Consider the following 13,676-nt stretch of genomic DNA (forward strand, 5'->3'; position numbering starts at 1 on the left):
ACCACATGGCGACCAAGGCAGCTCCGGCGACGGAACAGCGTTCCACCGCGTCCAAGCGCATCCGCAAGATCTTCGGCAACATCCACGAAGTTTCCGAAATGCCGAACCTCATCGAGGTTCAGCGCGAAAGCTACGAGCAGTTCCTCCGCTCGCGCCCGCAGGACGGATACGTCTCCGGCCTCGAGAAGACGCTGCGTTCGGTGTTCCCGATCCGCGACTTCGCCGGCACCGCCGAACTCGACTTCGTCCATTACGAGCTCGAAGAGCCGAAATACGACACGGACGAGTGCCGTCAGCGCGGCATGACCTATGCCGCGCCGATGCGCGTCACCCTGCGCCTCATCGTGTTCGAGGTCGATCCCGATACCGAAACCCGCTCCGTGCTCGATATCAAGGAGCAGGACGTCTATATGGGCGACATGCCGCTGATGACGAAGAACGGCACGTTCATCGTCAACGGCACCGAGCGCGTGATCGTCTCCCAGATGCACCGCTCGCCGGGCGTCCTGTTCGACCATGACCGCGGCAAGACCCACGCGTCGGGCAAGTTCCTGTTCGCCGCCCGCGTCATCCCCTATCGCGGCTCCTGGCTCGACTTCGAGTTCGACGCCAAGGACATCGTCAACGTCCGCATCGACCGCAAGCGCAAGCTGCCGGTCACGGCCCTCCTCCACGCGCTCGAAATGTCGAGCGAGGACATCCTCAACACATTCTACGACCGCGTCTCCTACGTGCGCGGCGCCAATGGCTGGCAGGTGCCGTTCGTGGCCGAGCAGTGGCGCGGCCAGAAGCCGATGTTCGACGTCGTCAACGCCGACACCGGCGAGGTCGTGTTCGCGGCCGGCCAGAAGATCACGCCGCGCGCCGCCAACAAGGCCGCCAAGGACGGCCTCGCGCAGCTCGTCATCCCGACCGAGGAAATCTTCGGCCGCTATTCGGCCTACGACCTCATCAACGAGAAGACCGGCGAAATCTATATCGAGGCCGGCGACGAGGTGTCGCCGGAGAATCTCGAGAAGCTCGACAAGGCCGGCATCGACCGGCTCGAGCTGCTCGACATCGACCATGTCAACACCGGCGCCTGGATCCGCAACACGCTGAAGGCCGACAAGGCCGAGGACCGCGACCAGGCCCTGTCCGACATCTACCGGGTCATGCGCCCCGGCGAGCCGCCGACCCGCGAGACGGCCGAGGCGCTGTTCGCCGGCCTGTTCTTCGATCCGGAGCGCTACGACCTCTCCGCCGTCGGCCGCGTCAAGCTCAACATGCGCCTCGACCTCGACGTCGAGGACACGGTGACGACGCTCCGCAAGGAGGACATCATCGCGGTCGTGAAGACCCTGGTCGACCTGAAGGACGGCAAGGGCGAGATCGACGACATCGACAATCTTGGCAACCGCCGCGTCCGTTCGGTCGGCGAGCTGCTGGAGAACCAGTATCGCGTCGGCCTGCTGCGCATGGAGCGGGCGGTGAAGGAGCGCATGTCCTCGGTCGACGTGTCGACCGTGATGCCGAACGACCTCATCAACGCCAAGCCGGCGGTGGCCGCGGTGCGCGAATTCTTCGGCTCCTCGCAGCTGTCGCAGTTCATGGACCAGACCAACCCGCTGTCCGAGGTCACCCACAAGCGCCGCGTGTCGGCGCTCGGGCCGGGCGGCCTCACCCGCGAGCGCGCGGGCTTCGAGGTCCGCGACGTCCACCCGACGCACTATGGCCGCATCTGCCCGATCGAGACTCCGGAAGGGCCGAACATCGGCCTCATCAACTCGCTCGCCAGCTTCAGCCGGGTGAACAAATACGGCTTCATCGAGACCCCGTACCGCCGGGTCGTCGACGGCAAGGTCACCGACGAGGTGGTCTATTTGTCGGCGATGGAGGAGGCCAAGCACACGATCGCACAGGCCAATGCCGAGTTGAACGAGGACGGCAGCTTCGCCGAGGAGATCGTCTCCTCGCGCCAGGCCGGCGACTTCCTGATGGCGCCGCGCGAACTCATCACGCTGATGGACGTGAGCCCCAAGCAGCTCGTCTCGGTCGCGGCCTCGCTCATTCCGTTCCTCGAGAATGACGACGCCAACCGCGCGCTGATGGGTTCGAACATGCAGCGCCAGGCGGTGCCGCTGGTCCGCGCCGAGGCGCCGTTCGTCGGCACCGGCATGGAAGAGACGGTGGCGCGCGATTCCGGCGCGGCGATCGCCGCCCGCCGGTCGGGCGTGGTCGACCAGGTCGACGCCACCCGCATCGTCATCCGCGCCACCGACGAGGTCGAGGCCGGCAAGTCGGGCGTCGACATCTACACGCTGATGAAGTTCCAGCGTTCCAACCAGAACACCTGCATCAACCAGCGTCCGCTGGTGAAGGTGGGCGACGTGGTGCGCAAGGGCGACGTCATCGCCGATGGTCCGTCGACCGATCTCGGCGAGCTCGCGCTCGGCCGCAACGTGCTCGTCGCCTTCATGCCCTGGAACGGCTACAACTTCGAGGACTCCATCCTCATCTCCGAGCGGATCGTGAAGGACGACGTCTTCACCTCGATCCACATCGAGGAGTTCGAGGTGATGGCCCGCGACACCAAGCTCGGGCCTGAGGACATCACCCGCGACATCCCGAACGTCGGCGAGGAAGCGCTGCGCAACCTCGACGAGGCGGGCATCGTCTATATCGGCGCCGAAGTGGAACCGGGCGACATCCTGGTCGGCAAGATCACGCCGAAGGGCGAAAGCCCGATGACGCCGGAGGAAAAGCTGCTCCGCGCCATCTTCGGCGAAAAGGCGTCCGACGTGCGCGACACGTCGCTGCGCCTGCCGCCGGGCGTCGCCGGCACGGTGGTCGAGGTGCGGGTGTTCAACCGCCACGGCATCGACATCGACGACCGTACCCGGCAGATCCAGTCCGAGGAGAAGGACCGGCTCCGCAAGGACGCGGAGGACGAGCGCTCCATCCTTAAGCGCGCGACCTTCACCCGCCTGCGCGGGATGCTGGTCGGTCAGACGGCCACGGCGGCGCCGAAGGGCGTCAAGAAGGGCGCCGAGATCGACGCCGAGACGCTGGACGGGGTCGAGCGCCACGAGTGGTGGAAGTTCGCGGTGAAAGACGATGCCGTCCAGGCCGATCTGGAAGCGGTGAAGGCCCAGTATGACGAGGCCGAGGCCGCGATCCGCCGGCGCCTGGAAGACCGGATCGAGAAGCTGGAGCGCGGCGACGAGCTGCCCCCGGGCGTGCTCAAGATGGTGAAGGTGTTCGTCGCGGTGAAGCGCAAGCTGCAGCCGGGCGACAAGATGGCCGGCCGTCACGGCAACAAGGGCGTCATCTCCCGGATCCTTCCGGAAGAGGACATGCCGTTCCTTGAGGACGGCACCCCGGCCGACATCGTGCTCAACCCGCTGGGCGTGCCGTCGCGCATGAACGTCGGGCAGATCTTCGAGACCCATCTCGGCTGGGCCGCCCGCGGCCTCGGTCGGCAGATCCACCAGATGCTGGACGACATGCGGCACCGGGCGGAGGGCATGACGCCCGACGACCTTCCGGGGCTGCGCGCCAAGCTGAAGGACATCTACGGCGATCATTATCATGCCGACATCGATGCCCGTACCGACGAGGAAGTGCTGGAGCTCGCCTCCAACCTCGTCAGCGGCGTTCCGATGGGCACGCCGGTGTTCGACGGCGCGCGCGAGGCGGACGTGTCGGCGATGCTGCGCAAGGCGGGTCTCGACGAGAGCGGCCAGGTGACCCTGTTCGACGGTCGCACCGGCGAGGCGTTCGACCGCAAGGTGACCGTGGGCTACATCTACATGCTGAAGCTCCACCACCTCGTGGACGACAAGATCCACGCCCGCTCGATCGGCCCGTACAGCCTCGTCACCCAGCAGCCGCTGGGCGGCAAGGCGCAGTTCGGCGGTCAGCGCTTCGGCGAAATGGAGGTCTGGGCGCTCCAGGCCTATGGCGCCGCCTACACGCTGCAGGAGATGCTGACGGTGAAGTCGGACGACGTGATCGGCCGCACCAAGGTCTACGAGGCGATCGTCAAGGGCGACGACACGTTCGAGGCCGGCATTCCGGAGAGCTTCAACGTGCTCGTCAAGGAGATGCGCTCGCTGGGCCTCAACGTGGAGCTCAACAGCCTCGCCGACGACGAGGACGGGCTCGCCGAAGCGGCGGAGTAGATTTCACCCTCGCCCCCGCGTTCGGGGGAGAGGGCCGGGGAGAGGGGGGAGTCGAGAGCCCTCCTCTGACTCCCCCCTCTCCCTGCCGGGCCTGACGGCCCGTCTTCCCTCTCCTCCTGAAGGGGGCGAGGGGTTGGAAGGAAAGAAGACATGAACGAACTGACCAATTTCGCCAATCCGGTCGCCAAGCCGGAGACCTTCGACCAGATCAAGATCGGCATCGCCTCGCCCGAGCGCATCCGCTCCTGGTCGTTCGGCGAGATCAAGAAGCCCGAGACGATCAACTACCGCACCTTCAAGCCGGAGCGGGACGGCCTGTTCTGCGCGCGCATCTTTGGTCCGATCAAGGACTATGAGTGCCTGTGCGGCAAGTACAAGCGCATGAAGTACAAGGGCATCGTCTGCGAGAAGTGCGGCGTGGAGGTGACCGTCTCCAAGGTCCGCCGCGAGCGCATGGGTCATATCGAGCTGGCCGCGCCGGTCGCCCACATCTGGTTCCTGAAGTCGCTGCCGAGCCGCATCGGCCTGCTGCTCGACATGCAGCTGAAGCAGCTCGAGCGGATCCTCTATTTCGAGAGCTATGTCGTGATCGAGCCGGGCCTCACCCCGCTCGAAAAGTACCAGCTCCTCACCGAGGACGAGCTGCTCGACGCCCAGGACGAATATGGCGAGGACGCCTTCTCGGCCGGCATCGGCGCCGAGGCGGTGAAGCAGATGCTGATGGACCTCGATCTCGAAGGCGAGAAGGAGGACCTTCTGAAGGAGCTGGCCGAGACCAAGTCGGAGCTGAAGCCCAAGAAGATCATCAAGCGCCTGAAGGTCGTCGAGAGCTTCCTCGAATCCGGCAACCGTCCGGAATGGATGATCCTCGACGTCGTTCCGGTCATCCCGCCGGAGCTGCGCCCGCTCGTCCCGCTGGACGGCGGCCGCTTCGCGACCTCGGACCTCAACGACCTCTACCGCCGCGTCATCAACCGCAACAACCGTCTGAAGCGGCTGATGGAGCTGCGCGCGCCCGACATCATCGTGCGCAACGAAAAGCGCATGCTGCAGGAATCGGTCGACGCGCTGTTCGACAACGGCCGCCGCGGCCGCACCATCACGGGCGCCAACAAGCGTCCGCTGAAGTCGCTTTCGGACATGCTGAAGGGCAAGCAGGGCCGCTTCCGGCAGAACCTGCTCGGCAAGCGCGTCGACTATTCGGGCCGTTCGGTGATCGTCACCGGTCCGGAGCTGAAGCTCCACCAGTGCGGCCTGCCGAAGAAGATGGCGCTCGAGCTGTTCAAGCCGTTCATCTACTCGCGGCTCGACGCCAAGGGTCTGTCGATGACCCTGAAGCAGGCCAAGAAGTGGGTCGAGAAGGAGCGCAAGGAAGTCTGGGACATCCTCGACGAGGTGATCCGCGAGCATCCCGTGCTCTTGAACCGCGCGCCGACGCTCCACCGCCTCGGCATCCAGGCGTTCGAGCCGGTGCTGATCGAGGGCAAGGCGATCCAGCTCCACCCGCTGGTCTGCGCCGCGTTCAACGCCGACTTCGACGGCGACCAGATGGCCGTGCACGTCCCGCTGAGCCTCGAGGCGCAGCTGGAAGCGCGCGTCCTCATGATGTCGACCAACAACATCCTGTCGCCCGCCAACGGCAAGCCGATCATCGTGCCTTCGCAGGACATGGTGCTGGGCCTCTATTATCTCAGCCTCGAGCGCGAGGGTGAGCCGGGCGAAGGCATGATGCTGGCCGACATGGCCGAGGTGCACCAGGCGCTGAACGCCGGCGCCGTGACCCTGCACAGCAAGATCGTCAGCCGCGTCCCGCAGACCGACGAGCAGGGCAACACCTATATGAAGCGCTTCGAGACGACGCCGGGCCGCATGCTGCTCGGCGAGACGCTCCCGAAGAGCCACAAGGTGCCGTTCGAGACGGTCAACCGCCTCCTCACCAAGAAGGAGATCGCGGACGTCATCGACGTGGTCTACCGCCACACCGGCCAGAAGGAGACGGTGCTGTTCGCCGACGCGATCATGGGCCTCGGCTTCCGCCACGCCTTCCGCGCCGGCATCTCGTTCGGCAAGGACGACATGATCATCCCGCACGAGAAGGAGGGCCTCGTCGAGGAGACCCGCGCGCTCGTGAAGGATTACGAGCAGCAGTATCAGGACGGCCTGATCACCCAGCAGGAGAAGTACAACAAGGTGATCGACGCCTGGAGCCGCTGCGGCGACCAGGTGGCGAACGCCATGATGGAAAAGATCAAGGCGCAGCCCAAGGACGAGACCGGCCGCATGGCGCCGATCAACTCGATCTACATGATGGCCCATTCCGGCGCCCGCGGTTCGCAGGCCCAGATGAAGCAGCTCGCCGGCATGCGCGGCCTGATGGCCAAGCCGTCGGGCGAGATCATCGAGACGCCGATCATCTCGAACTTCAAGGAAGGCCTCACCGTCCTTGAATATTTCAACTCCACCCACGGCGCCCGCAAGGGCCTCGCGGATACGGCGCTTAAGACGGCGAACTCGGGCTATCTCACCCGCCGTCTGGTCGACGTGTCGCAGGATTGCGTCGTCGTCGAGGAGGACTGCAAGACCGAGAACCAGCTGGAGATGCGCGCCATCGTCCAGGGCGGCGCGATCATCGCCTCGCTCGGCGAGCGCATCCTGGGCCGCACCCCGGCCGAGGACATCGTCGACGACAAGACCGGCGACGTGCTGGCCCGGGAAGGCGAGCTGATCGACGAGGCCGCGGCGCTGCGGATCGACGAGATGGGCATCCAGTCGGTGCGCATCCGCTCGCCGCTGGTGTGCGAGAGCGAGCGCGGCGTCTGCGCCGCCTGCTACGGGCGCGATCTCGCCCGCGGCACGCCGGTCAATATCGGCGAGTCGGTGGGCGTCATCGCCGCCCAGTCGATCGGCGAGCCGGGCACGCAGCTGACGATGCGGACCTTCCACATCGGCGGCGCCGCCCAGCTCAACGAGACCTCCAGCCTCGAGGCGGCGGTCGACGGCACGATCGAGCTTCGCGACCTGCCGACGATCACCGATCCGCGCGGCCGGCGCATCGCCATGGCCCGCAACGGCGAACTGGCGATCGTCGACATGGACGGCCGCGAGCGCGCGGTGCACCGCATCCCGTACGGCGCCCACCTGATGGTCGACCACGGCCATATCGTCAGCCGCGGCGAGCGGCTGGCGGAATGGGATCCGTTCATGATGCCGGTGATCACCGAAAAGGGCGGCACCGTGAAGTTCCAGGATCTGGTCGAAGGCAAGACGCTGGTCGAGCAGACCGACGAAGCGACGGGCATCGCCCAGCGCGTCGTCACGGAGTTCCGCGGCACCGCCCGGTCGAAGGAGGATCTGCGTCCGCGCATCACCCTGCTCGACGCCGAGAGCGGCGAGGCGGCGCGCTACATGCTCGCCCCGGGCGCGATGCTGTCGGTCGAGGACGGCCAGACCGTCCAGGCCGGCGAAGTGCTCGCCCGCGTCAGCCGCGAGGCCGCCAAGACCCGCGACATCACCGGCGGTCTGCCGCGGGTGGCGGAGCTGTTCGAGGCGCGCAAGCCCAAGGAGAATGCGATCATCGCGAAGGTCTCCGGCCGCGTCGCGTTCGGCAAGGACTACAAGGCCAAGCGCAAGATCGCGATCATCCCGGATGATGGCGGCGAGCCGGTCGAGTATCTGGTGCCGAAGTCGAAGGTGATCGACGTGCAGGAAGGCGATTACGTCAAGCGCGGCGACAACCTGATCGGCGGCAGCCCCGATCCGCACGACATCCTCGAGGTGCTCGGCGTCAAGGCGCTGGCGGAATATCTCGTCTCGGAAATCCAGGAAGTCTATCGACTCCAGGGCGTGAAGATCAACGACAAGCACATCGAGGTGATCGTTCGCCAGATGCTGCAGAAGGTCGAGATCATCGAGTCGGGCGATTCCACCTTCCTCGTCGGCGAGCAGGTCGATCTCGCCGAGATGAAGGAGGTCAACGCCCGCCTCGCCGAGACGAAGAAGCAGCCCGCGCAGGGCAAGCCGGTGCTGCTCGGCATCACCAAGGCGAGCCTGCAGACCCGCAGCTTCATCTCGGCCGCCTCCTTCCAGGAGACGACCCGGGTGCTCACCGAAGCTTCGGTGCAGGGCAAGATCGACACGCTCGACGGCCTCAAGGAGAATGTGATCGTCGGCCGTCTCATCCCGGCCGGCACCGGCGCGGGCATGCAGCGGATGCGGATCGCGGCGACCAGCCGCGACGCCGCCCTGCGCGCCGCCCACCGCAAGCTCCAGGAATCGCTCATCGCCGCCAATTCGGCCGCGGAAGAGCATGCCGCCGAGCTTGCCCAGGGCCCCGAAGCCGCGATCAACGCCGATCCGCTCGCCGAAGTGGCGCCGAGCGGCCACGGCACCGACGCGGATGCCGGCGAATATCTGCAGGACTGACCGTCCGGCCATCGATGCTTGAGGAAGCGCCCCGTCGGCCCCGGCCGGCGGGGCGTTTTCTTTGCCCCTCCCCCGGCTCCGCGCGGTCGGCTAGGAAGCGGCGATGAAGGAATTCATCGCCCTCTTGGCGCTCGCCTTGCTCATCCTCCCGATGATCGCCGCAATCCGCCGCCTCCGCCAGCTGCCCCCGCGCCGCGAGGAGGACCGGGACTCCTAGTCGCCGTCGCGGTGCGGCACGTCCTTGTCGGGACCTTCGGCGAAGATCGTCTCGCGCGCGGCGACCAGTTCGCGCATCGCCTTGGCGGTGGACCAGCCCCAGACGATGTGCGCGGCGATCATCGCGCCGTTGCGGCGAGCCGGATGATCGGTCGCGGGCTTCAGGATGCCGCCCGCCGGGATCCAGCCCATATAGCTGCCGAGCCAGACGGCGACCCCCGCGACCGCGCCGGTGACCGGCGACACCGGCATGTTGAGCGCGCCGAGCAGCGCGCCCGATCCGGCGCCGTAGAGGAAGTGACTGGCGGTGGTCGCGTCCTTCGCCGCCTCCTCGCCGGGCTCCATGCCCGCGGCTTCGGCGGTGGAATCGATGATCTCCCGCGGCGTCAGCGGATAGCGCTCCTCGGGCGGCAGGCGCTTGTGCAGCTTGCGCATGGCGGACGTCATCGCCATCGTCCCGACGAAACCGGCGATGGCGCCGATCAGCAAGCGGCTGCCGAGGCCGAGCTCCGGCCTGGACCGGCTCACAGCGAAATCTCCGGCCGCGCGATCATCAGCCAGAAGATGGCCAGCACCGCCGCGAAGGCGGGAAAGCCGAAGGCGAACCACCAGCGGAACAGCCGGTGATATTCGGCCGGCAGCTCCTGTCCGGCGGCGGCGGCGGTCAAAGCGAGCGTCTTCATCCTGGATTGCATCCAAACCACCGGAAGCCAGAAGGCGCCAGTGAAAAGATAAAGGGCGATGGACGCGACGATCCACCCTTCCCCCAATCCATAGCCGACGGTGCGGGCGAGCAGCAGGCCCGTGACCGGCTGCGCCACAACCGCCGTCGCGGTGAACAGATAATCGGCGACCACCACGATCCGCGCCGTCGCCGCCACGACATGGGCGTCGCCGGTGCGATGGGCCATCAGCATGAAGAAGGCGATGCCCGCGCCCGTGCCGAGCAGGACCGTCGCGCCGATCACGTGCAGGAATTTCAGGATGAAATATTCGGTCATCGCTCGTCCAATATCGCCAGCAGCATCAGGTTGAGCGCGAGGATCGGCCAGATTTTCAGCATCGGGCCCAGCGGATCGAGCCACAGGTTCGGAAGCAGCGCCGTGCCGGCGGCGATATAGCCGAGCGAGACCGCGAGCGCCGCGATCAGCCCCGCCTTGGCGGTGCGGCGGAAAAGGATGGCGATGCCGACGGCGAGATCGACCAGCGAGCCGAGGATCACGCTCGCTTCCGCCAGCGGCGCGGCGGCGGTCTGCTCCATCACCCAGCGGGCAAGCGCGTAGCCGGGCCCGAGCGAGATCAGCCCGGTCAGGATCCAGAAGGCGGCGAAGACGGCCAGCGCCAGCGGCTTCAGCAGGAACAGCCGCGCGAACCAGCGTTCCTGCACCGACGCCGGCTCGGCGGCGAGCGCGGCGCGGAGCGGGCGCGGGCGGACGCCGCTGGCGGCCGTCCAGGCGCCGGGATCGCCGACGGCGCCGCGCACGATCTCGCGCCGCGCGGTGCTGCGCACCGGCGGCCGCCAGCCGAGCCGCCCCGCAAGGTCGCCGAGCCGCCAGGCGAGTACCATCGCGAAGGAAGGCAATCGCACCAGCCGCGCGGGGCGCCAGCCGAGCCAGGCGCGATAGGCGTCCACCACCTCGTCGAAGCTCAACCGCTCCGGCCCCGCAAGCTCCAGCGCCACCCGCGCGGGAGCGTCCGGGCGAACGAGCCGCGCGACCGTCTCCACCACGTCGTCGAGTTGCACGATGTCGAGCGGCCCGGCCTCTTCGGTGCGCGGACGCACGGGCAAGGCGGCGAGGCCGCGGAACAAGGCGCTGCCCCCGAACGCCGCCCGTCCCACCACCACGGAGGGCCGCAGGATCACCCAGTCGAGATCATGCGCCATGAGCGCGGCGTCTCCGGCCGCCTTGCTTTCCGAAAAGGGAGTCAGCGCCCCGCGATCGACGCCCATCGCGGAGAAATGGACGACGCGCCGCACGCCTTCCGATGCGCAGGCCTCCCACAAGGCGGCCGGCGCATCGCGGTGGACCGTGCCGGTCGCGTCCCGTCCGCCGTCCTGAAGAACGCCGGCGCAGTACACCACCGCATCGCAGCCGGCGATCAGCGGCCGCCAGTCCTCCGGCCGGCCAAGCGTGCGCAGGTCCCGCGCGATCCAGCGCGCGGCGGACAGGCGGCGGGCGGCCGGACCCGCGCGCCGCGCCAGCGCGGTCACGTCGTGCCCGTCGGCCGTCAGCCGCGCCGCGACCGCCGATCCGATCAGCCCGGTCGCGCCGACCAGCAATATCCGCATGCGCGCTCCTTCTTCTGCCGTGCGGCGTCAACCCGGCGGCGCCCGGCCCGTTCCAGCAGCGTCACGAGCCTATTCGTAGCGCAGCGCCTCGATCGGATTGGCGCGGGACACGCGGATGGCGTGGCCGGCGATCGTGCCGAGCGCGATCGCGAAGGCGATGAAGCCGGCGAGCAGGAACGGCCCCGGCCCGAGCGCGATCCGCGCGTCGAAGCCGTTCAGCCAGTCGCGCATCACCCACCAGGCGACCGGCCAGGCGACGATGTTGGCGAAGATCACCGGCTTGGAGAATTGCCAGGCGAGCAGGCGCACGATGTCGAAGCTGCTCGCCCCCAGCACCTTCCTGATGCCGATCTCCTTGGTGCGCCGCTCGGCGGTGAAGGCGGCGAGGCCGAACAGCCCCAGGCAGGCGATGACGACGGCGAGCCCGGCGAAGGCGGCGAAGGCCCTGGCCCGTGCATCCTCCGCACCGTGCAGCTCGGCCACGATCTCCTCGCCGAACGCCGCTTCGAACGGCGCGTCGGCGGCGAAGCGCTTCCAGACCTCGCCCACCCGCTCCCGCACCGCCGCCGGATCGCCACGGTAGCGCACCATCAGATGGTTGAGCCCGGTCTCGGACAGCCGGTAGGCGATGGGGTCGATCGGCTGACGCGCGGAGCGGAGCCGCGCGTCTCCGACGACGCCGACAACCGTGGCCGGCACCATCCCCGCCTCGCCCGGCAGCAAGGCGAAGCGGAACTGCAGCCCGACCGCCGCCGCCGGATCGGCAAAGCCGAAGCGCCGCGCCGCCGTCTCGTTGACGAGCAGGTTGACGCCCCGCGCCGCCAGCGCCTGCCCCGCCGCGGCGTCGCCTTCCGGCAGAGTCGCGTCGTCGCCGGGCCGGCTCCGGTCGAGCGCGCGGCCGGCGATCAGGTCCATCCCCATCGCGGGCAGGAAGCCGTCGTCGATCGCATAGCTGTGGACACTGACCGGCTCGGTCCGGCCGGGCAGGACCGCATCGCTCACCCGGAAATAGCCGCTGCCGATGCCGAGGCCGGTCCGGCCAACGGCGACGACGCCGTCCACCCGCGCCACTTCGCGCGCGAAGGCCTCCGTAACGGGCGCGATCTGCCGCCGTTCGAGGCCGTCGACCTGCAGCAGGCCGTCGCGCCGGTAGCCGGGATCGACCGTGCGGGCGTGGACCGTCTGCGCATAGACGATCGCCGTGCAGATGATGAGGCCGATCGAGATCGCGAATTGCAGCATCACCAGCGCGCCGCGGAAGCGCGCGGACGCGGGCGCGTCGCTGGCCGACTTGTTGGCCTTCAGCACCTCGGCCGGCTGGAAACGCGAGAGGTGGAAGGCGGGATAGGCGCCCCCCGCGACTCCCACCGCCAGCACCAGCCCGGCGAGCAGGCCGGCGACCGCCCACCATGGCGGCATCGCGCGCGCGAGATCGGCGTCGAGGAAGGCCGACAGCCGCGGCAGCGACAGTTCGAACAAGGCGATGCCGACCAGCAAGGCGAGCGACGTCACCAGCACCGCTTCGCCGATGAACTGGACGACGAGCTGCCGCCGCGTCGCCCCCAGCACCTTGCGCAGCGCCACTTCGCGCGCCTGCTGCCCCGCCCGCGCGGTGGCGAGATTGGTGAAATTGACGCAGGCCATGCCGAGGATCAGGAAAGCGACGATGGTGAAGGTGAGGATCGTGCCGCGATCGTTGCCCGGCCGCATCGCCCCGCTCTGCGCCGCGCCCAGATGGACGTCGCGGATGTTGACGAGGTCCCAGTCCGTCGACCGGCCCGGATTGACGGTGCGCCCGCCCGCATCCTCGTCCGGGATGTTGCGCAGCTCCCATTGCGGCAGCGCCGCCCGGATCGCCGCCACGTCGCTGCCGGGCCGCAGGGCCACATAGTTCCAGCCCTGAAGCATGCCCCATCGGCTGAGGAAGGCGGGATCGTCGGCGAAGAAGGTCGGCGGATCGATGCGGATCAGGAGATCGAGCCGGAGGTGCGAGTTGCGCGGCAGATCGGCCATCACGCCGGTGACGCGATGATCGGCGCGCGCGCCCTTCACCACCAGCGTGATCGTCCGGCCGATCGGGTCCTGCGCGCCGAAGAAGCGCTGCGCCTCGCTCTCGCTCAACACCGCCGATCCGGGGCGGGCGAGCGCGCTCGCGGGATCGCCGCGCACCAGCGGCAGCGGCAGCACGTCGAAGAAGGGTCCGTCCACCATCCCGGCGCGCGGGATCAGCAAAGCCTCCCCTCCCGCCAGTCCGGTCAGCGAGACCGAGCGGACATAGACGTGCCGCTCGATCTGCGGGAAATCCTTCCTGAGCGCCTGTCCGGCCACATATTCGGACATCTGTCCGTCGTCGCGCTCGCCGCTGTCGGGATCGGTCCAGTAATTCTGGACCTGGTAGATATTCTCCGAATTGGGCAGCCAGGCGTCGTAGCTATGTTCGTAGCGGACGTAGAGGAGCAGCAACAGCGCCGCCGCGATCCCCACCGCCAGTCCGAAGATGTTGATCGCGGCGTAGGTCTTGTTGCGCGCCAGCGCGCGCAGCCCGACCCTGGCATAATTCCCCCACATGCGCCCGCCCCCCAACG

At 68.1% G+C, this 13,676-nt stretch carries 6 protein-coding genes; 2 read left to right on the forward strand and 4 right to left on the reverse strand.

The features are described 5' to 3' along the window. The first annotated feature begins 5 nt into the window (after nt 1–5). Nucleotides 6–4,163, forward strand: coding sequence for a DNA-directed RNA polymerase subunit beta (rpoB, locus tag ACK4K7_RS07595; RefSeq protein ID WP_431864871.1), 4,158 nt, complete (start codon nt 6–8; stop codon nt 4,161–4,163). A 150-nt stretch (nt 4,164–4,313) separates the two neighbouring features. Then, a complete protein-coding gene (rpoC, locus tag ACK4K7_RS07600) occupies nt 4,314–8,585 on the forward strand; it encodes a DNA-directed RNA polymerase subunit beta' (protein WP_431864873.1) in 4,272 nt (1,423 codons plus the stop codon). Between the two features lie 213 nt (nt 8,586–8,798). On the opposite strand, the gene ACK4K7_RS07605 is transcribed toward rpoC, so the two are convergent. From ACK4K7_RS07605 to ACK4K7_RS07620, 4 genes are all read right to left on the reverse strand, one after another. Continuing rightward, nucleotides 8,799–9,329 carry a hypothetical protein gene (locus ACK4K7_RS07605; RefSeq protein ID WP_431864875.1) on the reverse strand — a complete coding sequence of 177 codons (531 nt, stop codon included), beginning with the start codon at nt 9,327–9,329 and terminating at the stop codon, nt 8,799–8,801. Further along, nucleotides 9,326–9,802, reverse strand: a complete 477-nt coding sequence (locus tag ACK4K7_RS07610; protein ID WP_431864877.1) for a DUF2269 family protein — start codon at nt 9,800–9,802, stop codon at nt 9,326–9,328. The genes ACK4K7_RS07605 and ACK4K7_RS07610 overlap by 4 nt, the downstream gene beginning before the upstream one ends. Continuing rightward, complete coding sequence (locus tag ACK4K7_RS07615) at nt 9,799–11,091, reverse strand: SDR family oxidoreductase (protein ID WP_431864878.1); 1,293 nt, start codon at nt 11,089–11,091, stop codon at nt 9,799–9,801. The genes ACK4K7_RS07610 and ACK4K7_RS07615 overlap by 4 nt, the downstream gene beginning before the upstream one ends. Before the next feature lie 69 nt (nt 11,092–11,160). Next, a complete protein-coding gene (locus ACK4K7_RS07620; RefSeq protein WP_431864880.1) occupies nt 11,161–13,659 on the reverse strand; it encodes an ABC transporter permease in 2,499 nt (832 codons plus the stop codon). Nucleotides 13,660–13,676 lie beyond the last annotated feature (17 nt).

Source organism: Allosphingosinicella sp., assembly GCF_046295735.1.
GTDB lineage: Bacteria > Pseudomonadota > Alphaproteobacteria > Sphingomonadales > Sphingomonadaceae > Allosphingosinicella.